The organism is Kribbella sp. NPDC050124 (assembly GCF_044460355.1).
GTDB lineage: Bacteria > Actinomycetota > Actinomycetes > Propionibacteriales > Kribbellaceae > Kribbella.
Map to the genome: position 1 here is coordinate 131,381 of NZ_JBITJU010000021.1, position 24,071 is coordinate 155,451.

21 protein-coding genes are annotated in these 24,071 nt (G+C 68.8%); 20 read left to right on the forward strand and 1 reads right to left on the reverse strand.

The window, feature by feature from the left end; genetic code table 11:
• Positions 1–166: 166 nt before the first annotated feature.
• The 12 genes from ACIBL3_RS35415 to ACIBL3_RS35470 all read left to right on the forward strand — a co-directional run bounded on the left by ACIBL3_RS35415 (position 167) and on the right by ACIBL3_RS35470 (position 14,822).
• Positions 167–1,576, forward strand: coding sequence for a 3' terminal RNA ribose 2'-O-methyltransferase Hen1 (locus tag ACIBL3_RS35415; protein WP_396358227.1), 1,410 nt, complete (start codon positions 167–169; stop codon positions 1,574–1,576).
• On the forward strand, positions 1,576–4,101 hold the full coding sequence (locus ACIBL3_RS35420) for a polynucleotide kinase-phosphatase (protein ID WP_396358229.1): 2,526 nt from the start codon (positions 1,576–1,578) through the stop codon (positions 4,099–4,101). The genes ACIBL3_RS35415 and ACIBL3_RS35420 overlap by 1 nt, the downstream gene beginning before the upstream one ends.
• A 395-nt stretch (positions 4,102–4,496) precedes the next feature.
• The gene (locus tag ACIBL3_RS35425; RefSeq protein ID WP_396358231.1) at positions 4,497–6,353 is read left to right on the forward strand and encodes a glycoside hydrolase family 127 protein; all 1,857 of its coding nucleotides are present in this window, start codon (positions 4,497–4,499) and stop codon (positions 6,351–6,353) included.
• A gap of 10 nt (positions 6,354–6,363) precedes the next feature.
• On the forward strand, positions 6,364–8,058 hold the full coding sequence (locus tag ACIBL3_RS35430) for an ABC transporter substrate-binding protein (protein WP_396358232.1): 1,695 nt from the start codon (positions 6,364–6,366) through the stop codon (positions 8,056–8,058).
• Between the two features lie 3 nt (positions 8,059–8,061).
• Positions 8,062–8,523, forward strand: a complete 462-nt coding sequence (locus tag ACIBL3_RS35435) for a hypothetical protein (RefSeq protein WP_396358234.1) — start codon at positions 8,062–8,064, stop codon at positions 8,521–8,523.
• Entirely contained in the window at positions 8,520–9,035 is a 516-nt protein-coding gene (locus tag ACIBL3_RS35440) for an ABC transporter permease (protein WP_396358235.1), read from the forward strand. The genes ACIBL3_RS35435 and ACIBL3_RS35440 overlap by 4 nt, the downstream gene beginning before the upstream one ends.
• A complete protein-coding gene (locus ACIBL3_RS35445) occupies positions 9,032–10,015 on the forward strand; it encodes an ABC transporter permease (protein WP_396358236.1) in 984 nt (327 codons plus the stop codon). The genes ACIBL3_RS35440 and ACIBL3_RS35445 overlap by 4 nt, the downstream gene beginning before the upstream one ends.
• Entirely contained in the window at positions 10,012–10,812 is an 801-nt protein-coding gene (locus ACIBL3_RS35450) for an ABC transporter ATP-binding protein (protein WP_396358237.1), read from the forward strand. The genes ACIBL3_RS35445 and ACIBL3_RS35450 overlap by 4 nt, the downstream gene beginning before the upstream one ends.
• Positions 10,809–11,633, forward strand: coding sequence for an ABC transporter ATP-binding protein (locus tag ACIBL3_RS35455; protein WP_396358238.1), 825 nt, complete (start codon positions 10,809–10,811; stop codon positions 11,631–11,633). Before ACIBL3_RS35450 ends, ACIBL3_RS35455 begins: the two co-directional genes overlap by 4 nt.
• Positions 11,630–12,910 carry an alpha/beta fold hydrolase gene (locus ACIBL3_RS35460; protein ID WP_396358240.1) on the forward strand — a complete coding sequence of 427 codons (1,281 nt, stop codon included), beginning with the start codon at positions 11,630–11,632 and terminating at the stop codon, positions 12,908–12,910. Before ACIBL3_RS35455 ends, ACIBL3_RS35460 begins: the two co-directional genes overlap by 4 nt.
• A 64-nt stretch (positions 12,911–12,974) precedes the next feature.
• Entirely contained in the window at positions 12,975–13,649 is a 675-nt protein-coding gene (locus ACIBL3_RS35465) for a GntR family transcriptional regulator (protein ID WP_396358241.1), read from the forward strand.
• A gap of 66 nt (positions 13,650–13,715) precedes the next feature.
• The gene (locus tag ACIBL3_RS35470) at positions 13,716–14,822 is read left to right on the forward strand and encodes a CapA family protein (RefSeq protein ID WP_396358242.1); all 1,107 of its coding nucleotides are present in this window, start codon (positions 13,716–13,718) and stop codon (positions 14,820–14,822) included.
• On the opposite strand, the gene ACIBL3_RS35475 is transcribed toward ACIBL3_RS35470, so the two are convergent.
• Positions 14,809–15,789 carry a carbohydrate kinase family protein gene (locus ACIBL3_RS35475; RefSeq protein ID WP_396358243.1) on the reverse strand — a complete coding sequence of 327 codons (981 nt, stop codon included), beginning with the start codon at positions 15,787–15,789 and terminating at the stop codon, positions 14,809–14,811. The two genes, ACIBL3_RS35470 and ACIBL3_RS35475, sit on opposite strands and share 14 nt — an antisense overlap.
• A gap of 93 nt (positions 15,790–15,882) precedes the next feature.
• On the opposite strand from ACIBL3_RS35475, the gene ACIBL3_RS35480 reads away from it, so the two are divergent.
• The 8 genes from ACIBL3_RS35480 to ACIBL3_RS35515 all read left to right on the forward strand — a co-directional run bounded on the left by ACIBL3_RS35480 (position 15,883) and on the right by ACIBL3_RS35515 (position 23,874).
• Complete coding sequence (locus ACIBL3_RS35480; protein WP_396358244.1) at positions 15,883–16,518, forward strand: O-methyltransferase; 636 nt, start codon at positions 15,883–15,885, stop codon at positions 16,516–16,518.
• On the forward strand, positions 16,515–17,156 hold the full coding sequence (locus ACIBL3_RS35485; protein WP_396358245.1) for an ATP-binding cassette domain-containing protein: 642 nt from the start codon (positions 16,515–16,517) through the stop codon (positions 17,154–17,156). The genes ACIBL3_RS35480 and ACIBL3_RS35485 overlap by 4 nt, the downstream gene beginning before the upstream one ends.
• Complete coding sequence (locus ACIBL3_RS35490; RefSeq protein ID WP_396358246.1) at positions 17,153–18,706, forward strand: DUF6297 family protein; 1,554 nt, start codon at positions 17,153–17,155, stop codon at positions 18,704–18,706. The genes ACIBL3_RS35485 and ACIBL3_RS35490 overlap by 4 nt, the downstream gene beginning before the upstream one ends.
• A gap of 85 nt (positions 18,707–18,791) precedes the next feature.
• Positions 18,792–19,853 (forward strand): LLM class flavin-dependent oxidoreductase, encoded by a 1,062-nt coding sequence (locus ACIBL3_RS35495; protein WP_396358247.1) that lies wholly within the window; start codon positions 18,792–18,794, stop codon positions 19,851–19,853.
• A 55-nt stretch (positions 19,854–19,908) separates the two neighbouring features.
• A complete protein-coding gene (locus tag ACIBL3_RS35500) occupies positions 19,909–21,786 on the forward strand; it encodes a DUF222 domain-containing protein (RefSeq protein ID WP_396358248.1) in 1,878 nt (625 codons plus the stop codon).
• Between the two features lie 265 nt (positions 21,787–22,051).
• A complete protein-coding gene (locus ACIBL3_RS35505; protein ID WP_396358249.1) occupies positions 22,052–22,987 on the forward strand; it encodes a hypothetical protein in 936 nt (311 codons plus the stop codon).
• A gap of 97 nt (positions 22,988–23,084) precedes the next feature.
• Positions 23,085–23,537 (forward strand): hypothetical protein, encoded by a 453-nt coding sequence (locus ACIBL3_RS35510; protein ID WP_396358251.1) that lies wholly within the window; start codon positions 23,085–23,087, stop codon positions 23,535–23,537.
• A gap of 31 nt (positions 23,538–23,568) precedes the next feature.
• A complete protein-coding gene (locus tag ACIBL3_RS35515; protein WP_396358253.1) occupies positions 23,569–23,874 on the forward strand; it encodes a pyrophosphatase in 306 nt (101 codons plus the stop codon).
• Positions 23,875–24,071: the final 197 nt, after the last annotated feature.

Sequence of the window (24,071 nt, forward strand, 5' to 3'; positions counted from 1 at the left end):
GTCTGTAGCGACTCATCTCCTGTAAATCAAGCTAGATCCATTCCGGGCAACACGCCAGACCCACGGCAGCGTGTCTCACCGTTCGATCGGGGCCGCACGCCTGAAACGCCTGTAACTCCTGACAAATCGGTGGGTTCCTGAACGTCCGGCGTGATCGAATACGGACGTGTTTCTGACCCTGACCACCGACCTGGCCGGCGCCGGTCTGCCGGCCGCCGACTTCGGCTTCCTGCTGCACAAGAATCCGGCCCGGCCGCAGGGGGTCGAGATCACCGGTGGCACCGCGCAGGTGTTCTACCCGGAAGCAACCGACGAGCGGTGTACGGCGGCCGTGCTGCTCGAGATCGACCCGATCGCGCTGGTCCGTTCCCGCCGCGGGAAGGCGCCGGAGGGATTCACCCTCGGGCAGTACGTGAACGACCGCCCGTACGCCGCCTCCAGCCTGCTTGCGGTTGCGCTCGGCAAGCTCTTCCGGACCGCGATGAACGGCCGCTGCGACGCCCGTCCGGAGTTGGCCGCGCGCCCGATTCCGCTGCAGATTCACATCCCCGCGCTTCCGTGCAGCGGGGGCGCGGAGTTGGCCGAGCAGTTGTTCGCGCCGCTCGGCTGGACCGTCGACGCACGCCCGGTGCCGCTCGACCCGGAGATTCCCTCGTGGGGTTCGTCCCGGTACGTCGATCTGCGGCTGACCGGCGTACTCCGGCTGGCCGATGCACTCAACCACCTCTACGTCATGCTGCCTGTTTTGGATGACGCGAAGCACTACTGGGTCGGTCCGGACGAGGTCGACAAACTCGTCCGCGCCGGCGAGGGCTGGCTTGCCGCGCATCCGTCGAAGGAGCTGATCTCGCGGCGGTACCTGGCTCACCGTCGCTATCTGGCCGACACCGCGCTCGAGCGGCTGGCCGAGGCTGACGGTGTGGCTGAGCCGGAGGTGGCGTCGGACGAAGGTGGGCCGGTGTCGCTTGCGGTAGAGCGTCGTACGACGGTTGCCGCCGTCCTGAAGGAGCTCGGGGCGCGGCGGATCGCGGACCTCGGCTGCGGTGAGGGCGCATTGGTCGGCGAGCTGCTGAAGGACCCGATGATCGGCGAGCTCATCGCGACCGATGTGTCAGCGCGTTCTCTGATCAGCGCGAAACGCCGCCTGCACTACGACGACCTCCCGGACCGCCAGCGCGACCGCCTCCGCTTCCTGCAGTCCTCAGTCACGTACGCCGACCACCGCCTGACCGGCCTGGATGCCGCCGTCCTCATGGAAGTCGTGGAACACGTAGACCCACCCCGCCTCCCCGCCCTCGCCAAGTCAGTCTTCCAAACAGCCCATCCAGGAGCAGTAATCGTCACCACCCCCAACCGCGACTACAACCCCCGCTTCGAGTCCCTCCCCGCAGGCAAGTACCGCCACCCCGACCACCGCTTCGAGTGGACCCGCACCGAGTTCCACGCGTGGGCGACCCAGGTCGCCGATCTGTACGGCTATTCGGTGGAGTTCCGCCCGGTGGGAGTCGTCGATCCAGAGCTTGGTCCGCCCACCCAGCTGGCTCTCTTCAAGCTCCGGGAGAAGGTGACCAGCTGATGGGTGCGATTCAGATCCCGGCGCTCAGCCTGGTGGTTCTTGTTGGGGCCAGTGGGTCGGGGAAGTCGACGTTTGCGCGGACGCACTTCAGAGCTACTGAAGTGCTCTCCAGTGACTTCTGTCGCGGGCTGGTTTCGGATGATGAGAATGATCAGGGGGCCAGTAAGGACGCGTTCGAGGTGTTGCACTTCATCGCGGGGAAGCGGCTGGCGGCTGGACGGTTGACGGTGATCGACGCGACCAACGTCCAGCCCGAGGCGCGCAAGGAGCTGGTGGCGCTGGCGCGGGAGCACGACGTGTTGCCGGTGGCGATCGTGCTGGATCCGCCGGAGCGGGTCTGCGTCGAGCGGAACGAGCAGCGTCCGGATCGGCAGTTCGGCGCGAAGGTGATCACCCGGCAACGGTCCCAGCTCAAGCGTGGCCTGCGCAGCCTCAAGCGTGAGGGCTTCCGCACCGTGCACGTCCTGGACAGCGTCGAGCAAATCGATGCCGTGAGCATCGAACGGACCCGGCTGTTCAACGACCTGACCGACCAGACCGGCCCGTTCGACATCGTCGGCGACGTCCACGGCTGCCGGGCCGAGCTCGAGCAGCTGCTCACCAACCTCGGCTACAGCATCCTCCGTGACGACACCGGCCGTCCGATCGACGCCGTACACCCGGACCGTCGCGCGATCTTCGTCGGCGACCTGGTCGACCGCGGTCCGGACAGCCCCGGCGTACTGCGGCTCGTCATGGGGATGGTTGCCAACGGCCACGCCTACTGCGTGCCCGGCAACCACGAAGAGAAGTTGCTCAAGGCACTCAGGGGCCGCAACGTCAAGATCAGTCACGGTCTCGAGACCACGCTGGAGCAGCTCGCCGCGGAGCCGCCGGAGTTCCGGGACACCGTCGAGTCGTTCATCGACGGCCTGATCTCGCACTACGTCCTAGACGGCGGCCGGCTGGTCGTCTCGCACGCCGGCCTGGTCGAGCGGATGCACGGCCGTGCCTCCGGTCGGGTCCGTTCGTTCTGCCTGTACGGCGAGACGACCGGCGAAACGGACGAGTTCGGTCTACCGGTGCGCTACCCGTGGGCGAACGAGTACCGCGGTCGCGCGATGGTCGTCTACGGTCACACGCCGACGCCCGAGCCGGAGTGGATCAACAACACGATCTGCCTGGACACCGGCTGCGTGTTCGGTGGATCGCTGACCGCACTGCGTTACCCGGAGCGCGAGCTGGTCACCGTCCAGGCAGCCGAGGAGTACTACGCGCCGGCCAAACCGTTGCATGCGGCAACCGCATCGGCGCGCGAGCCCGACGTGCTCGAGCTGACCGATGTCACCGGTCGACGGGTGATCGAGACGGCGACGCACGGGCGGCTCAGCGTGCGGGCCGAGCAGGCGGGCGCCGCGCTGGAAGTGATGAGCCGGTTCGCGATCGATCCGCGTTTCCTGCTGTACCTGCCGCCGACGATGAGCCCGGTCGCGACCTCTCCAGAGCCTGGTGTACTCGAGCACCCGCTGCAGGCTTTCGAGACCTATCGCGCGCAGGGCGTCACCGAGCTCGTGTGCGAGGAGAAGCACATGGGGTCGCGCGCGGTCGTGCTGCTGACGCGTGACGACGACGTCGCCGAGAAGCGCTTCGGCCTGGCCGGTCGCGGCGCGATCCACACTCGCACCGGGCGCTCATTCTTCGACGGGCCGCTGACGGACGAGCTGCTCGCCCGGCTGCGTGCGGTCGCGTCGGCTGCCGGTATCTTCGACGAGCTCGACACATCGTGGCTTCTGCTCGACGCAGAGCTGCTGCCGTGGAGCGCCAAGGCCGAGGACCTGCTGCGGAACCAGTACGCCGCCGTCGGCGCGGCCGCCCGTACGTCGTTGCCAGCGGCAACCGCAGCCCTGGAGGCGGCCGTTGCGGCGGGCCTCGACGTGGCCGATCAGCTGGCCCGGATCCAGCGCCGTACGCAGAATGCGGAGCGCTTCACCGAGGCGTACCGACGCTACTGCTGGCCGACTGACGGCCTCGACGGCGTGCGGCTGGCGCCGTTCCAGGTGCTGGCTTCGGAGGGCACGACGTACCACGAAAGGCCGCACGCCTGGCACCTCGGAATCGCGGACCGTCTGGTCGACGCGGACCCGTCGCTGATCACGGCGACGCGGCGGCTGTTCGTCGATGCCGGCAACTGGGACGCCGGGGTGGGGTGGTGGGAGGAGCTCACTGGCGCGGGTGGTGAGGGGATGGTGGTGAAGCCGGCCGCCAACCTGACCCGGACCGCGAAGGGTCTCGCGCAGCCGGGGCTGAAGGTGCGCGGGCGGGAGTACCTGCGGCTGATCTACGGTCCCGACTACACCGAGCCGGCGAACTTCGAGCGTCTCCGCGAACGCAACCTCGGTCACAAGCGCTCGCTGGCGCTCCGCGAGTACGCCCTCGGCCTGGAAGCCGTCGAGCGCGCCGCCCGCGGTGAACCACTCTGGCGGATCCACGAGTGTGTCTTCGCCGTTCTTGCCCTGGAGTCGGAGCCGGTCGACCCGCGCCTCTAACGCAGCCGCCGCATCATCACGAGCACAGCCGACCCGGCGAACATCACCGCGGCCAGGCCGTTGTAGAGGCCGTCGAGCACGAGGATTCCGCTGACCACGCCTGAGGGCAGGAGGCCGAGCAGAATCAGTACGGCGGACCGCGGGTCGGCACGACAGCGGTGACGCGAAACAGCCCGACGGCCGGGTGGCGGGTCGGGCGGCGGAGGTCGAGGGGCGGGCCGGTCATGCCGACCACTGTGGCGTACGCACGGGGGCAGAACAGTCCCGGCCGCCGCGCACGCTCGGTGCGTCGGGGCCGGATGTGTCCGGCGTGTAAACGTCTTCCCGAATCTCTTGGCAAGGTGTGACATTGCACTTAAGGTCTGTGCAATGTCACACGGTACTGGAGATGGTGAATGAGCGGCGTGGTGGTCCCGGTGGACCGGGTCGAGCTGACGGGTGGGCTGCTGAGCGGTTGGCAGCGGCGGAACCGGGAGGCGACGATCCCGCACTCGATCGGCGAGCTGCGCAAGGCGGGGAACCTGGACAACCTGCGACGGCTCGCCGACCCGTCCGTCGGCGCGTACCGCGGGCGCTACCCGTTCCTCGACACCGATCTCTACAAAACGCTCGAAGGGCTCGCGTACGAGATCGGGCGGAACGACGTGCCCGCCGGAGCGCGGGAGTTCTTCGACGAGGTGGTTGGGCTGCTCGAGCAGGCGCAAGCAGAGGACGGCTACCTGAACTCGTACTTCCAGGACCCGGACCAGCCCAAGCAACCGTGGTCCGACCTCGGCTGGGGACACGAGCTCTACAACCTCGGTCACCTGATCCAGGCAGCCGTCGCGGCCAACCGGCGTCTCGGTGACGGTCGGCTGCTGGCGATCGCGACCCGGTTCGCGGATCTCGTCGTACGGAAGTTCGGCAAGGACGGCGAGGAGGTCGTCGACGGGCATCCCGAGGTCGAGATGGCGCTGGTCGAGTTGTATCGAGAAACCGGCATCGCGGACTACCTGACGCAGGCGCAGTTGTTCGTCGATCGGCGCGGCCAGGGGAAGCTGAAGCACACGATCTTCCCGGCCGAGTACTTCCAGGACAACATGCCGTTCCGCGAGCTCCCGTCGGTCACCGGGCACGCCGTACGGATGGCGTACCTGGCCGCCGGCGCCGCGGACGTGCACCTCGAAACGGGCGATGCGACGCTGCTCGCGGCGCTCGAGCGGCTGTGGGACGACATGGTCGCGACCAAGCTGTACCTGACCGGGGGACTGGGCACCCGGCACTCCGACGAGGCGATCGGCGACCGCTACGAGTTGCCGTCAGAACGCGCGTACGCCGAGACGTGTGCTGCGATCGCGACGATGCAGTGGGCGTGGCGGATGTTCCTAGCCACCGGCAAGGCGTCGTACCTGGACGTCTACGAGACCGTGCTCTACAACGCTTACGCCGTTGGGCTTTCGGCCGAGGGTACGGCGTTCTTCTACGACAACCCGCTGCAGCGGCGGCCGGATCACGAGCAACGGTCCGGAGCCGAGAGCGGCGGGGAGGCGTTGCGGCGCTCGTGGTTCGGCTGTCCGTGCTGCCCGCCGAACATCGTCCGCTGGATGTCCGAGCTCCAGGACCACGTCGCGGCGCACACCGCGGACACCCTTTACCTCGGTGTGTACGCCGATGCGCACGTGTCCAAGGACGCGTTCGCTGTCTCGGTGCGCACCGACTATCCATGGGACGGCGAGATCGTCGTTACTGTCGACAAGGCGCCGGACGAGCAGCGAGCGATCGCGCTGCGTGTCCCGGCGTGGGCGACCGGCGCCCAGGTGGACGGGGTGGACACCGAACCGGGCTGGGCCGTGGTGCGGCGGCGGTTTGTTGCCGGGGACACCATTCGGTTGACGTTGCCGATGGCACCTAGGGTACACGGGTCGCACCCGTACCTGGATGCGACGCGAGGGGCGATTGCCGTTGCTCGTGGTCCGCTTGTCTACTGCATCGAGCAACAAGATGTGGACGCGAAGGTCGACGACTTGCTCGTCGCACCGGGGGTGGTGGGGGCGGCGTCGGCTCGGCCGGAGGCGATCGCCGGTGTCGAGGCCGTCGTACTCGACGCAACCGCCGGTGTGGCGGCTGCGCCGGCGTACGAGCTGTATCCGGTGGTCAGCGAGCTGCAGGCCGCGACCGCCGTCCGTGAAGTGCCGGTGACGTTCGTCCCGTACTTCCTCTGGGGGAACCGTCAGGCACTGGCCATGCGTGTGTGGCTGCGCGCCGCGAACTGAAAGAAGGCAAATGAAGCGAACGATGCTGGTGGGGCTCGTGCTGTCCGGTGTGCTGGCGCTCAGCGCCTGCTCCGGTGCCGGCGGCGCGACCGGTACGGCCGAGTCGGCCGGTCCGGGCGGCAAGGCCGCGCAGGGCGGAACACTCCAAGTGCTCGCGAACGCGGGCTTCTCGCACCTCGACCCCGCCCGGGGTTTCGACGGTGGTGTCAACAACTTCTACCGGCTGATCTACCGGACCCTCACCACGCAGGGCGCCGCGCCCGGCGCCGACGGCACCAAGATCGTCCCCGACCTCGCGACCGACACCGGCAAGCCGTCCGACGGCGGCAAGACCTGGACCTTCACGTTGAAGGGCGGGCTGTTCTTCGAGACCGGTGCGCCGATCACCAGTGCGGACGTGAAGTGGGGCGTGTCCCGGGCGTGGGACCCGGAGCTCGGCATCGGGTCGCCGTACGCGAAGCAGTTGATCGACGCGCCGGCGACGTACCAGGGCCCGTACAAGTCGGGTGACCTGGCAACGATCGAGACCCCGGACGCGAAGACCGTCGTCTTCCACCTGAAGAAGCCGTACGCCGACTTCGGCAGCGTGGTCGCGCAGAACTCGTTCGTCCCGGTGCCGAAGGGCCAGGGCGCGGGCAACCAGCTGGACAGCAAGCCGATCGCCTCCGGCCCGTACAAGCTCGCCGAGTACAAGCCGGGCGCGTCGCTCAAGCTGGTCCGCAACGACAAGTGGGACAAGAAGACCGACGACGTCCGGGCCGCGAACCCGGACGCGTTCCAGTGGACCTTCGGGCTCGACCCGGCCACCATCGACGAGCGGATGATCGCCGGTCAGGGCACCGACGCCGACGCGATCGCGGGCACCATCCAGGCCGCCAGCGTGGCCCGGATCCAGACCCCGCAGCTCAAGCAGCGCACGATGACCGGCCTCGGCGGCTGCACGACGTACATGGGCCTGAACACCACGAAGAAGCCGCTGAACGACGTCCGCGTCCGGCAGGCGATCAACCTGGCAGTGAACAAGCAAACGGTGCGGGACGCGGCCGGTGGCTCGATGCTCGCCGACATCGCGACCAGTATCCAGCCGCCGACCGTGGCCGGCCGGGTGGACTACGACCCGTACCCGAGCCCGGACCACAAGGGTGACATCGAGGCGGCCCGCAAGCTGCTCACCGAGGCCGGGGTCGCGGACGGGTTCACGCTGACGCTCGACACCCGGACCCAGCCGAAGCTGCAGGCGATGTCGGTCGCGGTGCAGCAGGCGCTGGAGCCGTTGAAGATCACGGTCAAGATCAACCCGATCGACACCTCGACGTACTACGAGGTGATCGGTACGCCGTCGCAGCAGAAGGACATGGCGATCACCGGCTGGTGCCCGGACTGGCCGTCCGGCGCCACCTTCCTGCCACCGCTCTTCGACGGCCGCAACATCACCGCCAAGGGCAACTCGAACCTGGCCCAGCTGAACGACAAGGGCGTCAACGCCAAGATCGACGAGATCGCGAAGCTGACCGACGTGACCGCCGCGAACAAGGCGTACGGCGACCTGGACAAGCAGATCATGGAGCTCGCCCCGGTCGCACCGCTGCTGTACGAGAAGGTGCTGATGCTGGTCGGCGGCAACATCGCCGGCGCCTACCTGCACGACGGGTTCTCCGGTGGGATCGACCTGGTCTCGGTCGGTCTCGCGGACGCCGGGAAGTAGCCGATGACTGCTACCCCGCTCGGGGGGACCAGCACAGCGCTCGAGGTGGAGGAGGTGGGGACCCCGGCTCCGGTCGCGGGTCCCCCGACCTCGAGGCGGCGGATCCTCACCACCATCACCCGGGACAACGGCGCGCTGGCCTGCGTGACGTTCCTGGCGATCGTCGTCCTGATGGCGGTCGCCGCGCCGCTGATCACCAAGCTCAGCGGCTGGGGGCCGTACGAGTTCGACTCGGCCGCGATCAACTCCGACCTCGGCGGTGTGCCGCACGGCGCGCTCGGCGGGATCAGCGCGGAGCACTGGTTCGGTGTCGAGCCGCAGAACGGCCGCGACCTGTTCGCCCGGATCGTGTACGGCGCCCGGGTGTCGATCACCATCTCGCTGTCCGCGACCCTGCTGACCGGGATCCTCGGCGTCGTGCTCGGCATGCTGGCCGGGTTCTACCGTGGCTGGGTCGATCGGTGATCTCCCGGCTGATGGACTTCCTGATGGCGTTCCCGGCGCTGATCTTCATGATCGCGATCCTGTCCTCGCTGCCGGCCGGGAACCGCCCAGTGCTGCTGGTGGTCGTGATCAGCGCGTTCGGCTGGCCGTACCTGGCCCGGGTGATCCGCGGGCAGACGATGACGCTGGCCAACCGGGAGTTCGTCGAGGCGGCCCGGGCGTCCGGCGCGAAGGACTCGGCGGTGGTGTTCCGGGAGATCCTGCCGAACCTGCGCGGCTCGATCATCGTGATGACGACGCTGGCCATCCCGGGCTACATCGGCACCGAGGCCGGGCTGTCCTTCCTGGGGGTCGGCGTCTCGCCGCCGACCGCGTCCTGGGGCCAGATGATCTCGAGCTCGGTGAGCTGGTACTCGGTCGACCCGATGTTCTTCGCGATCCCGGGCACGTTCCTGTTCCTCACCGTGCTGTCGCTGACCGTGCTCGGCGACAAGATCCGCTCGGTGGTCGACCAAGGCGAGGCCGCGGCATGACGCGTTACGTGCTGGGCCGGCTCGGCGGGGTGGTGCTGATCCTGCTGGCGGTGTGCCTGTTCACCTACCTGATCTTCTTCAAGCTCTCGCCGGATCCCGCGGTGATGATCTGTGGCAAGACCTGTACGCCGGAACGCATCGACTCGATCCGCGCCGTGCTCGGGCTCAACCAGCCGATCCTGACCCAGTTCTGGGAGTTCCTGCAGGGCATCTTCGCCGGTCGCGACTACGGGTCCGTGCACTGCTCGGCGCCCTGTCTCGGCTACAGCTTCCAGACCAACGAGTCGGTGTGGGCGATGATCACCGCGCGGCTTCCGGTCAGCATCACGGTCGCAGTCGGCGCCGCCGTACTGTGGTTGCTCGCCGGTGTGATCGGCGGTCTGATCAGCGCGATCCGGCAGGGCACCTGGTGGGACCGTACTGCGATGGCGCTCGCGCTCGGCGGGGTCAGTGTGCCGAACTACGTGCTGGCGCTCGTGCTCCAGTTCGTGCTCGTGGTGAAGCTGCAGATCCTGCCGTTCCCGTCGGCGCCCGCGTTCGCGGACGATCCGATGCTGTGGTTCGAGTCGTACCTGATGCCGTGGACCGTGCTCGCCGTCGGCTACGCCTGTTTGTACGCGCGGCTGACCCGGGCCAACGTGATCGACACGCTCGGCGAGAACTACTTCCGGACCGCGCGGGCCAAGGGGCTGAGCCGACCGTTGATCCTGCGCCGGCATGCACTGCGGCCGGCGCTGACGCCGATCACCACGATCTTCGGGATGGACTTCGCCGGTCTGCTCGGCGGGGCGCTGATCACCGAGACCGTGTTCGGGCTGAACGGGATCGGCAAGATGGCCGCCGACTCGATCGCGAAGAACGACCAGCCGGTGATCATGGCGGTCACCCTGCTGGCCGCGTTCTTCGTTGTCATCGGCAACGTCGTGGTCGACCTGGTGTACACCGCCCTCGACCCTCGCGTGAGAGTGACTGCATCATGACCGACCTGTTCGTGGTGGAAGACCTCACGGTCACCTTGCCGACCAGTCGTGGGCCGGTGGATGTGGTGAAGAACGTGTCGTTCACAGTCGGCCGGGACGACACGCTCGGCATCGTGGGCGAGTCCGGCTCCGGCAAGTCGATGACGGCACTCGCCGTACTCGGGCTGCTACCGCGGGGTGCGCGGACGACCGGCAGCATCCGGCTGGACGGCGCGGAGTTGCTCGGGCGGACCGAGCGGGAGCTGCAGTCGGTGCGCGGCAACTCGATCGCCATGGTGTTCCAGGATCCGTTGTCGTCGCTGAATCCCTACTACACCGTGGGTCTGCAGATCGAGGAGATGTACCGGGCGCATCGCGGCGGCTCGGGCCGGGCGGCGCGGAAGGTCGCGATCGAGGCGCTGGAGCGGGTCGGCATTCCCGATCCGGGCCGGCGCGTCGACCACTACCCGCACCAGTTCTCCGGTGGCCAGCGGCAACGGATCATGATCGCGATGGCGTTGTGCTGCTCGCCGTCGCTGTTGATCGCGGACGAGCCGACGACCGCGCTCGACGTCACCGTGCAGGCGCAGATCCTGCAGCTGATGGCCGAGCTGCAGTCGACCACCGGGACCGGGCTGATCTTCATCACCCACGACCTGGCGGTGATCAGCTCGATCGCCCAGCGGGTGCTGGTGATGTGTGCCGGTGACGCGGTCGAGTACGGCACCGCCGAGCAGGTGTTCTCGGACCCGCGGCACGAGTACACGCGCACGCTGCTGGACGCCGTACCGAGAATCGACGACGAGGTGGCGTTGTGAGCTTGCTCGAGGTCCGGGGTGTGACCAAGCAGTTCGTCTCCTCCGGTGACGGGGTGATGGGCCGGAAGGCGGTGTTCACCGCGGTCGACGACGTCAGCTTCGACGTCGAACTGGGCGAGACGCTCGCGATCGTGGGTGAATCGGGGAGCGGGAAGTCCACCACCGCGCGGATCGCGGCTCGGCTGCTGGAGCCGACCGAGGGGACCGTGACGTTCGACGGGCAGGACGTGACCCGGGCCAAGGGCAAAGACCTGGCCCGGTTCCGGAACAACGTGCAGGTGGTGTTCCAGGACCCGTTCTCCTCGCTGAACCCGCGGTATCCGGTCGAGCGGATCGTGACCGCGCCGCTGACCTACCAGGGCATCACGCCGAAGGGCGGGCGGCGGGCGTTCGCGCAGGAACTGATGGAGCGGGTCGGGCTGAACCCGGACCACTGCCAGCGGTACCCGGCCCAGTTCTCCGGCGGTCAGGCGCAGCGGATCGGGATCGCCCGGGCGCTCGCGGTGAACCCGAAGCTGGTGATCTGCGACGAGGCGGTGTCCGCGCTCGACGTCTCGATCCAGGCTCAGGTGCTCGAGCTGCTGATGCGGCTGCAGCGGGAGAGCGGGTTCAGCTACGTCTTCATCGCGCACGACCTGGCCGTGGTCCGGCAGATCTCGCAGCGGGTCGCGGTGATGAACAAGGGCAGAATCGTGGAGCTGGGATCCCGCGACCAGGTGTTCGGCGAGCCCCGCGACGACTACACGAAGACGCTGCTGGCCGCCGTACCCCGGATCAACCCGGAGTGGGACCGGAGGCGGCGGGCGAAGGAGGCTTCATGATCAGCTACACGATCCCCGGGATGCATGTCCGGGACCACACGGTCGAGGTGCCGCTGGACTGGGCGAATCCGGGCGAGACGATCACGGTCTTTGCGCGTGAGTTGGTCGACCCGCTGCGACGGGACGACGACCTGCCGTGCCTGCTCTATCTGCAGGGCGGTCCCGGCGGCAAGGGCCCGCGTCCGGTCGAGCCTTCCGGGTGGATCGGGCAGGCGCTGAAGACCTACCGGGTCGTCTTGATGGATCAGCGGGGCACAGGTCGCAGTACGCCGATCTCCGGCCGGCGGATGGCGTCCTTCGCGACCGCCGAGGAGGGCGCGGACTACCTGGCCTGCTTCCGGGCGGACTCGATCGTCCGCGACGCCGAGCACCTGCGGACGACGGTCTTCGGCGGCGGCACGTGGTCGACGCTGGGCCAGAGCTACGGCGGGTTCCTGACGCTGACCTACCTGTCACAGGCGCCCTCAGGGTTGACCGCTTGTTATGTGACGGGTGGGCTGGCCTCGATCGATCCGTCGGCGGCCGAGGTGTATCGCCGTACATATCCCCGGGTGGCCGCGAAGAACCGCGAGTTCTACAAGCGGTACCCGCACCACGTCGAGACGGTCGGCGCCATCGCGGACCGGCTCACGGCGTCCGACGTACGGTTGCCGGACGGCGACCGGCTGACGGTACGGCGGTTGCAGTCGCTCGGGATCGACTTCGGGATGAAGCCTGGGTACGAGCGGATGCACTGGCTGCTCGACGAGGCGTTCGACGGTGACGAGTTCTCGGACACGTTCCTGAGCCAGGTGATGGACCGGTCGTCGTACGCGCACGGGCCGCTGTTCGCGGCGTTGCAGGAGAGCATCTACGGGTCCGGCGATGGCGCGACGGCGTGGGCGGCGGAGGCGGAGCGAGCGCTGCACCCGGAGTTCGGCGAGGACGCGCGGCCGCTGCTGTTCACCGGCGAGATGATGTACCCCTGGATGTTCGAGGAGATCCGGATCCTGCGGCCCTTCCAGGCTGCGGTCGAGGCGCTGGCGTCGCGTCCGCAGTGGTCGCCGCTGTACGACCTGGACCGGCTCGCGGCGAACGACGTACCGGTGGCGGCCGCGGTGTACTTCGACGACATGTACGTCGACTCCGGGCTGCAGCTGGACACCGCCTCCCGGGTGGGCAACCTGCAGGCCTGGGTGACGAACGAGTACGAGCACGACGGGCTGTCGGCGGAGCGGGTGTTCAACCGCTTGACCGAGCTGGTCCGCTCGGTGGGCGGCGGCGTACGGGCGGGTTGACCGTCCGGTTCAAGGCGTGGTGCTTCAGAATGGGGGCCGACGATGCGGTGAGGGAGGTGAGCGGATGTCGGCCGACTCGATCGGGCCGTTGCCGAGTGTGCGGCGGCTGGCACAGCGGGAGAACCTGCGCGACAGCGTGGCCAACGCGCTGCGAGCCGCGGTGATCTCCGGCGAGCTGGTGCCGGGGGAGGTGTACTCGGCGCCGATGCTGGGCGCGCGGTTCGGGGTGTCCGCGACGCCGGTGCGCGAGGCGATGCTGGACCTGGTCCGCGAGGGCCTGGTGATCTCGCTGCGGAACAAGGGCTTCCGGGTCACCGAGGTGTCCGACGCGGATCTGGACAACCTGGCGTCCCTGCGGCAGCTGATCGAGCCGCCGACGATTCGGGACGTCGTACCGGTGATTCCCGAGGCGGACTTCCCGCGGTTGCGGGCGCTGGCCGAGGAGATCGTGGTCGCGGCCGAGGCGGGGGATCTGATCGCCTACATCGAGGCGGACCGGGTCTTCCACGTCACCCTGCTCGCATACGCCGGCAACCAGAAGCTGGTCGACGTCGTGTCGGACCTCCGCTCCCAGACCCGCCTGCTCGGACTCACTCCGCTGGTCGAGAGCGGCCGCTTGGTCCAGTCCGCCTCCGAGCACCACGAGCTGATGGACCTGGTCGAGTCCCGCAACGGCGAAGGCGCCGAGCAACTCATGCGCCGCCACATCAGCCACGTCCGAGGCCTCTGGGCCCGCTGATGGCAGCAGGTTAGCCGGTGCCGCCGGGGACTCTGGCCAGGCGGGAGGCCGGATTAGGGTGGGGAGGTGGCCGGTGGCGGTCTGAGGTTGTTTCTGGGTGGGGATGTGATGCTGGGGCGCGGGGTCGACCAGATCCTGCCGCACCCGGGGGATCCAGCGTTGTGGGAGCGGTCGGTGTCGGATGCCCGGACCTATGTCAGGCTGGCGGAGCAGAAGAACGGGGTGATTCCCGCGCCGGTCGGCTTCGACTGGCCGTGGGGAGACGCGCTCGGTCTGCTCGATCGGTTCGCCCCGGACGTCCGAATGGTCAATCTGGAGACCAGCGTGACAACGAGCGATCGCGCCGAGCCGGGCAAGGCCGTGCACTACCGGATGAACCCCGGCAACCTTCCCGCGTTGACGATCGCCGAGCCCGATGTCTGCAGCATCGCCAACAACCACATCCTCGACTTCGGCGCCGGAGGATTGGCGGAGACGCTCGAGGTGGTCGGCCGTGCGGGCCTCCGGACGGTCGGCGCGGGTCTGACCGTGGCCGACGCCCTCCGGCCGGCTGTCGTCACCATCGGATCCCGCCGCGTCATCGTGTTCTCCTTCGGTACGGCGAGCAGTGGCGTGCCGACGTACTGGTCGGCCACGACGAGTCGGCCGGGGGTCGCGTTCCTGCCTGACCTGTCCGACGACACCGCAGCCGACGTCGCCGCGCGAGTACGAGCGCTCAAGCGACCCGGCGACCTCGCCGTACTGTCTGTGCATTGGGGATCGAACTGGGGGTACGACGTACCGTCAAGCCACCGCCGGTTCGCCGACCGGGTCATCCGCGGCGGGATCGATCTGGTCTACGGGCATTCCTCGCACCACCCGCGGCCGATCGAGATCTGCCGCGATCGGCTCGTGCTGTACGGCTGCGGTGACCTGATCGACGACTACGAGGGCATCGCCGGCTATGAGCAGCACCGCGACGATCTGCGCATGCTCTACTTCGTCACCCTGGATCCGGCCGGCCGGCTCGCCGACCTTCGGATGGCGGTGCTGCAAGCCAGCCGTATGCGGTTGCGGCCCGCCCGCCCAGAGGATCGTGAGTGGACCTGCCGAACGCTCGACCGGGTGAGCCGGCGTTACGGCACGCGGCTCACCGTTGCTCAGGACGGGATGCTCCGGCTCAAGACAGCTTGAGGGCCTGGGCCGTGGCAGCCGCGGCCGGGGCGCCGTACGCCGCGGAGAGGCGCTCTAGGAAGCTGGGCCGGTCGAGGGTGTACTCCTGGGTGCCGACGGTCTCGAGGACTGTGGTGGCCAGGGTGCAGCCGACCTGGGCGGCGGCCTCGTGGTCGAGGCCGGCGGCGCGGCCGCTCAGGTAGCCGGCCCGGAAAGCGTCACCGCCGCCGGTGGGGTCGACCAGACCTGGCGCCGGGACGGCCGGAATCTTGGCCAGGATGCCGCCGGTGTTCTCGATCACCACGCCATCGCCGCCGTGCGTGGTGACGCGTACGCCGACCCGCTCGAGGATCTCGTCGTGGCTCCAGCCGGTCTTCTGCACCATCAGGCCGGACTCGTACTCGTTGCTGAACAGGTACTCCGCGCCGTCGACGAGCCGCTTGATGTCGTCGCACTCCATCCGGGCCAGCTGCTGCGACGGGTCCGCGGCGATCGCGATCCCGTTCTCCTTCGCCAGCCTGGTGTGCTTGAGCATTCCCTCCGGGTCGTCCGCGCCGATCAGCACCAGGTCGATCCCGCCCGTCGCGGCGTGGATCGCGCCCAGGTCGAGCTCCCGTGCCTCGGCCATCGCACCCGTGTAGAAGGAGGCGATCTGGTTCGCGTCCAGGTCCGTCGTACAGGTGAAGCGGGCGGTGTGGACGTTCTCGCAGATGCGGACATGGGACACGTCCACGCCGGCTTCGGCGAGCGCGGCGCCGTACTCGGCGAAGTCGGCGCCGACCGAGCCGACCAGCAGCGACGGCTGGCCGAGTTGGGCCATCCCGTAGCAGATGTTCGCGCCCACGCCGCCGCGGTGGACCACCAGCTCGTCGACGAGGAACGACAGCGAGACCTTGTGCATTTGTTCCTCGAGGAACTGGTCCTTGAACCGGCCCGGGAACGTCATCAGGATGTCGGTCGCGATCGAACCGGCGACGGCGATGCGCATACGGGGTGCTCCTCGGTGGGGTGGGTGCGCGGCGTTCGGGCAACCCATAGAGACTACAGGCGACCGATCTAATACACCGAAGGCAGGATTTCGATGGGTAATCAGGTTCTGGTGACCGACGAACTACACGACTACATGGTCGCCCACGGGATGCCGCTGGACGAGATCGCCGCCGACCTGGTGGCCGAGACCCGGCAACTCGGCGACGTCTCCGTCATGCTCACCACCGCGGACCAGGCGGCGCTGCTGACCACGCTGACCCGGTTGATCTCCGCACGCCGCGCGGTCGAGATCGGCACCTTCACCGGGTTCTCCGCGCTGGCCATCTCCCGCGGGCTGCCGGACGACGGGAAGCTCATCTGCCTCGACGTCAGCGACGAGTGGACCTCGATCGGGCGCCGCTACTGGGAGCGGGCCGGGGTGGCGTCCAAGATCGAGCTGCGGATCGGCGACGGGCACGAGCTGGCGGCCGCTCTCGACGGCTCGTTCGACCTGGCCTTCGTGGACGCCGACAAAGCCGGGTACGTCGACTACTTCGAGCGCCTGGTGCCGCTCATCCGGCCGAACGGGCTGATGCTTTTCGACAACACGCTGGCCGGCGGCCGCGTGGTCGAGGCGGACGGTCCGGTCGACCGCAAGGAGTTCAACGCGCACATCGCCAAGGACGACCGGGTCGACGTGGTCATCCTCGGCATCGGCGACGGACTCACGCTGGTCCGCAAGAAGTGAGCAAGGCCGCGGCGCGGTTGAGCGTCAAGGAGTTGCAGCACAAGTACGGCGACCGCCCGGTGATCGAGGGCCTGACGTTCACGCTCTCGGCCGGTCAGGCGATCGCACTGGTCGGCCCGAACGGCGCCGGCAAGACCACGGTGCTCAAGTGCATCGTCGGCTCGGCCGAACCGGCGGCGGGCACGATCCTGCTCGACGGACTTCCGATCGACGAGCGGGCAGACGCCGTACGGCGGGATGTCGCCACGCTGCTGGACGACCTCGACTTCTTCCCCGACCTGACCGCGGCCGAACACCTCGACCTGCTCGCCCGGGCGCACGGAAACCCATCTCCGGAGGATCTGGTCGACACCACGCTCGACGACATCGGCCTGCTGCCGGCCGCTGACCAGCTGCCCGGATCGCTGTCCTCGGGTCAGCGCCGCCGCCTCGCGCTGGCGACGGCGCTGGTTCGCCCGCGCAAGCTGATGGTTCTCGACGAGCCCGAGGCGCGGTTGGACACCGACGGCGTGCAGTGGTTGTCGAACCGGCTCATCGAGGAGAAGCAGGCCGGTACGTCGATCCTGTTCGCCAGCCACGACCCCGCGCTGGTGGAGGCCGTGGCCGACTCCGTCGTCACCCTGACCCCGCTTCCATGAGTGCTGCGGACGGGCCGGTCGTCTTCGACCCGGCCGACTTCGGCGCGATCCCGTCGCCGCGCTCGTTGCGGTCGTGGATGCGCACGACCCGCCGCCGGCGCGCGGACCGGTCGTTCTGGCAGATCTTCGAGGATGTCTACCTCGTGCTGTTCACGCTGGCGATGGCGGGCGCGTCCGGCGGGAACGTCGTACGCCAGCTGAACGAGAACGCGGCCGGCTGCACGGCGTTTGCCTGCGGCGAGCTGACGTTCTGGATGCCGTGGATCGTGCTGCCGTTGCTGGTGGCAACCACGTTGCGGGTGTCACTGAGTGTGGGGCCGGTGTCCGCGTCCCGGGCCGCCGGGTTCTGGTTGCTCGCGTCACCGGTGAACCGGTCCGGCTTGCTGCGTCCGGCGTACTGGGCTGTGACCGCTGTGGTCGCGGTGGTTGGGTTCCTGGCGTCGGCGCTGGTGTGGGCGCTGCTCGGCTCGATGTGGTCGGAGGTGCTGTCGGCATCGGTCGTCATCGCCGCACTGCTCGTCTGCACTGCCTGCGTGGCCGTGTGGGTTCAGCAAGCGGCGCGGCGGTCCCGCTGGGCGCTGAGGGTGGCAGACCTGCTGCTCGTTGCCGCGGCGATTCCGACTCTGTTGCTGGCTCTGCAACAGCCCCAGCAGGCCACGGTGACCTCGGAGTTCATCGGCTTTTCGACCATCGGGCCCCACCAGGAGCCTCCGCTGCTGACTCCTGAGCAGACCCGCCTGCTCTTCATTCTCGTGGTCGCGGTGCTCCTCGCCGTGGTGCTCGTGGTCGTCACGGCGCAGACGTTGGACAAGCTCAGCCGGACCAGCGTGATCGCGGGCGGCGAACTGCTCGCCGGATTGGCCGGTGCGGCCAGCAGCCTTGACATCAGCATGCTGGCCGACGTGGTCTCCGGCCGGCACTGGCGATTGAAGGGACGCATGCGGTCGCGGCGGGGTCGCGGGTCGCGTGGCGGGGCTCTCGTCTACCGGGAGTTCCTGCGCATCCTGCGCTGGCCGCGGCGGCTTGTGATCGGGTTCGCGCTACTCGTCGTCCCGTACGCGGTCGCGGGCACCGGAGTCGACGAGCTCGTGCCGATCGCCGCCGGGTTCGCCGGGTTCGTCGCCGTTCGTCCGATGATGGACGGGTTGCGGTCGGTGTGCCGCTCGACCGGGCTGGCGCGGGCGCTCGGGATGGACCTCCGCGAGCTCCGCGTCGTGATGGCCGTCGTCCCCGGACTCTTCGCCGCCGTGTGGGCTTTGCTGGCCCTGCCGGCGCTGAACAGTGGTCCGGTGGCGTTCGCGGTTGCCGCTGGCGTCATCTCCGGCGCCGTCCGCCAGGCCTCTGCACGACCTCCGTCGTACGCGGGCCCCTTGGTTGCCTCGCCGATGGGCGCCATCCCACCGGGCATGTTCTCCCAGCCGATCCGGGGCTTCGACCTCCTGTTTCTCTGCCTGGCCCCGACCCTCTTCGACCTCAGCTCCACCTGGATCCTGGCCGTCCCCACCTTCGTCCTCGCGGTGATGTTCGCGATCCGCCCCAAGACGGACTAGTCCTTCCGGTCAGTGAGACGGCCAATCTGTAGTAGATCAGGTGGAATACAGTCCTTTGGGTCGGTCGTCTGCCTGGAGGGTTCTGATGAGTGTCGAGGCGCTGTGGTACATCCCGAATCAGGTCGATCCGGGGCATCGGGGCGACGATGCCGTGGAGGGGCACAACAGTCTGGATCGGCTGACGGAGCTGGCCCGGCTGACCGAGGACCACGGGTGGGGCGGTGCGCTGCTCGGGACCGGGTGGGGCCGGCCCGACACGTTCACGGTGGCTGCGGCGCTGGCCGCGCGTACGACGTCCTTCCAGCCGCTGATCGCGATCCGGCCCGGGTACTGGCAGCCGGCGCACTTCGCGTCGGCCGCGTCGACGCTCGACCAGCTGTCCGGCGGGCGGGTGCTGGTCAACATCGTGTCCGGGCAGGACAACCTGGCCGCGTACGGCGACTCCGAGGGCGACCAGGCGCAGCGGTACGCGCGGACCAAGGAGTTCCTCCAACTCGTACGGCGGTTGTGGACCGAGGAGGACGTGACCTTCGCCGGGGAGCACTTCTCGGTCACCGGGTCCACGGTCGCGACGCGTCCCGTTGTACGTAAGGGAAGGGCGCATCCGCGGTTGTACTTCGGCGGTGCGTCCGACGCCGCTCAGCGGGTCGCGGCGACCGAGGCGGACGTGCAGCTGTTCTGGGGTGAGCCGCTGGACGGGGTCGCAGAGCGGATCGGCAAGCTGCGGGCGCTGGAGTCGGAGCTCGGGCGGGAGCATGCACCGCTCGAGTTCGGGCTACGGATCACCACGTTGGTCCGCGACACATCCGAGGAGGCGTGGGCCGACGCGGAGGCGAAGGTCGCGAAGATGGCGGAGGCGCAAGGCGCGGCTCCGCTCGATCGTCGCTGGTTCAAGGCGGTCGGCCAGCAGCGGCTGCTCGATCTGGCCGAGCGCGGTGAGGTGCTCGACGACAACCTCTACACCGCCCCCGGCAAGTACGGCGGTGGCGGCGCCGGCACGACGTGGCTCGTCGGCTCGGCGCAAGACGTCGCGAAGTCGCTCCGCAAGTACCAGGACCTCGGCATCACCCATTTCGTGCTGTCCGACACGCCGTACCGCGAAGAGATCATCCGCGTCGGCGACCAACTCCTCCCACTGCTCCGTTGAGGCGGGCAGGGAAGCGGATTTTGCTGGAGTCGAACATCTGTTCTATTATATTCGCATGATTGCAGCCCTGGTAGACGCAACCCCCGGCGAGCAACAACTCGCCGGGGCGTGGGTGTCTGCAGCGCGGCATGCGTCCGCCCCGATTCCCGCCGCAGGCTCCGAGATCTCGGATGAGTTGGTCGCACGGTTCAATGCCGAGTTGGCGGCGGAGTCGGACGCCCTGCAGGCCCTTGGTGCGTTGGCGCCACCGGATGACCTGCGTGATCCGGACGATCCGGACGGTCCGATCGTGCTGAGTGAGGAGGATCTGTTCGACGATCTCCCCCCGATGTCGCGGATCGACGCGATCGAGTGGGAGCTATGGTCCGGGGCGGATCAGGACGAGTCGGAGCGGGAGATGCTGCGCCGGAAGGCGCCGTCCTGGGTCTTTCTGCCGCCGGGCGCGGAGCTGGCCACCGCATTGGAGCCGGTCCGGCCGCAGTGCGAGTCGCCGATCGCTTTGATCGAGTTGATGAAGGCAGCAGCCCGGATGGTGGCTTGGGCCGAGTCGATCAAGACCGCAGCGATGGCCTCGTTCTACCGTCAACGCAAGGCCCAGGCGGTGGATCGCCCACGCCCGAGTGAGATCGACACCTCCGGCCGCCCAATCGACCCCGAACGCTCCTGGGCTGCCGAAGTCGGCGCAGCCCTGCACCTGTCGACGAACACAGCGGCCCGCCACCTCGAGACTGCCCTCCACCTGACCGGAACGCTGCATGCAACCCAGACCGCGCTGCGTTGCGGCGCTTTGACCTGGTCCAAGGCGTTGGCGATCTCGGAAGCCACCCAACCCTTGTCGGACGATGCCGCACAGGCCGTCGAGGGCCATGTCCTGCGCCGCGCACCCTCACAGACCCACGCGAATCTGAACAGATCGCTCCGCACGCAGCTCGCCAAGTACGCCGCCGAAACCGAAGCCGACCGCCACCGTGAAGCCGTCGGCGAACGCACCTGCAAGATCGTGCCCCTTCCCGACGGCATGGCCGGGCTCTGGGTCGTCCACACTGCCGACAAGGTCCAGCAGATGTGGGTCGTCGTCCAAGCCATGGCCGACCTTGCCAAGCGCAGCGGCCCCTCGCCGTCGCCGGCACCCGCCCCCGGGTCAACGCCCACGGCACGCACCACCTTCGAAGGTGGGGTACCGACGTCCTGCCCACCGTCGGCAACCGTGATCGGCTCGATGAAGGAAGCAGTCGAGGCGCGATCGCGGGATCAGCGAACCGCGCCGCAGCGGCGCGCCGACGTGGTGGCCGACGTCTTCGAGCAGATGCTGCGCAACGGACTCGACTGCCTCGGTCGCCGGCTCCCCGATCAGCACCGGCGACGCCCACACATCGAAGTCCTGATCTCCGCCGCCACGCTGCTCGGACTCGACGACGACCCCGCCGAACTCACCGGCTACGGGCCGATCCCCGCCGACCTCGCACGACGCATTGCCGCGGACGGCACCTGGCGAAGGCTGCTCACCGATCCGATCAATGGCGCCGTACTGGAAGCCTCCACGAGCCGCCACGACCCCGGCGCGCTCGTCAGCGAGACATTGCTGGCTCGTCACCCGGTCTGCGCCTGGCCCGGTTGCAGCAAATCCGCGCGCGAATGCGACCGCGACCACGGCACTCCGTTCGCCCGGTCCGGTCGAACCAGCCTGGCCGGGCTCGTCCCGTACTGCGAGTACCACCACGTCATCAAGGACACTCCGGCCTGGGGCTGGTCCACCACCAACAACCCTGATGGCTCCGTGACTCTGACCGCCCCCACCGGCCACCGCTACACCACCGCCCCACCCGCCCGCGGCCCGATCACCCCGCCCGCGAACGCACCGCCGCCATCGAAGCCGTCGCCATCGAAGCCTTCGCCCAGGTCAGGGGTCCCGGACGACCGGCCGCCCTTCTGATTGAACCGGGGACGCCAGCCTCCACGGTGCGGTGCGACGGGTGCGGTGCGGTGCGATGGATGCGGTGCGATGACGCGCGGTGCGATGACGCGCGGTGCGGTCGGAAGTGGGTGATGGACCGGCGCTGGCCCCTCTTGCTGGTGGGATGGACGGCGTGCGCTCCGTCGGGCGGTTTCACTTGACGATCGCCTGCCGGTTGTGATCGGTTGATTACCGAGCGCCAGTGGCGGGTAGGGGTGCTCAGTAGGCAAGTGAGGGAGCACTGATGGTCGAATACTTACCGCGGTCCGCCTGGAACGCCCGGCCGCCGAACGGCGGTCCCGGGAACCTGACGGTCTCGCGGGTGCAGGGCGCGGTGATCCACTGGCCCGGCACCGGGACGACAACCGGCATCCACAGCATGGCGGCGGTGGCGTCCGCGCTCCGCGGCTGGCAGAACTACCACATGGACGACCGGGGCTGGTCGGACATCGCGTACCAGGTCGCGGTCGACCAGGCCGGCCGGGCCTGGACGCTGCGGGGGCTGCGTACCCAGTCCGGTGCCAATGGCAACAATGATCTGAACGAGCGGTACGGCGCGGTGCTGCTGATCCTGGTCACCGGGGAGCAGCCGACCGCCGCCATGAAGTCCACCACCCGTGGGGTGATCGCCGACTTCCGCCGCATCTATCCCGCCGGTACGGCGATCCGGCCGCACTCCGCGGTCCGGCCGGACGGCACCGACTGCCCCGGCCCTGCCGCCCGTGCCGCGATCGCCCGCGGCGACTTCACCCCGACTTCCTCGGAGGACACCATGACTCCCGCTCAGATGCAGGAACTGAAGAACTTCATCGAGGCTCGCAGCCAGGCCTACGCGCTCTGGGTGCACCGCCAACTGCGCAGGGACCTGTCGGCGGTGGTCCAGGCCTACGCGCTCGACATCAAGAACTATGAGCGCCAGACCGACGCGGCCGATGCCCAGCGCGCCGCGGCCGCGGTCTGGGCGACCGCGCCGGACAACCTGGTCAGCGGCGAGCCGAAGCCCGCCCCGGACCCGCAGCCGGAGCCCGAGCCCGGCACCGCGCCGTACCTTCTGCTCCCCGAGCCCGAGCCGATGCCCACCGTTGACACCACCCCCGACGCCGAGCCCGCCCAGCCCTCGCCAGACGGCCAGCCCGAGACCGGTACCGACCCCGAGCCCAACCCCACGCACCTGCAGTAGCCAGAATCCTTTCAGCGCCCCGCGACCAGCAAGACTCGCGAGGCGCTGGAGGTGCGGCCAAGGCGGCGCGTCGTACTGTCGGTCTTGGGAGGCAGTCATGGCCAACGATGAGGCGCAGTACCTGATGCCGCCGACAACACCCGCCCAGGAAGCAGCCCAGGTGCTGGTCGGCTGGATGCAGCGGAATCCGGACCCTGAGAACGAGGGCGGTCTCAAGGTCAGCCGGGATGATCCCGGGGTTGTGATCGTGTACTGGCGCGGCGCCCCGCCGACCGGCTTGCGTGAGCTGGCAGCGCAGCAACCGGTGCCGGTGATCTTCTTCCAGGCCGCCTACTCGCAGCAGGAGTTGATCTCGGCTGTCCGTACGCTCATGGACGACAACCCAGACCTGATCAGCTCCGGCGGACCATCTCCTGACTGCACTGGCGTCGGCGTCACGTTATGGACCACAGCACCTGCGAGTGCGCTCGAGAAGTTGCAGGCGGCGTCCGGAGTGCCGATCGTCTTCAGGGGCTTTGTGGATCCGCGGCCGCTGGCTGGGGCCACGTGATGATGTCGGTGCCTGCTGGTTGGGTGGGCGGGTGGATATTGCAGAGCTGTCGGAGCGGTTGGAGAAGTTGTCAGTGCGGTACGGCGAGGCGTTCGGCTTCGACCGGGATCCGGACTGGTTCCTGCTGAAGCTGCAGGAGGAGATGGGGGAGCTGACGCAGGCGTATCTCCAGCACACCGGTCGCGCGCGGACCAAGGGCCAGACCGCCGACCAGATCCGCGCGACCTTCCACCAGGAGTTCGCCGACGTCTTCTGCCAACTGGTCCTGCTCGCCCGCCAGCACGACGTCGACCTACCCCGCGAGATCGAGCACAAGTGGCTGGCTCGGGAGGTCTAGTCGCTTGCGGGCTGGTCAAGGGGGCGGGGGTGGGTGGACGCTGGGTATATGGCTGCGGGGGAGTTGAGCGCGGCGGAGTGGGCGGCTCAGGGGAAGGCAGTGCGGAAGCAGGTGCCGCTGGAGGGGCACGCCGAGTTCCGGGCGGGCAGCGGGCGGGACCCGATCGGGCTGCTGCTCGGCCAGGCCAAGGGGCGGGT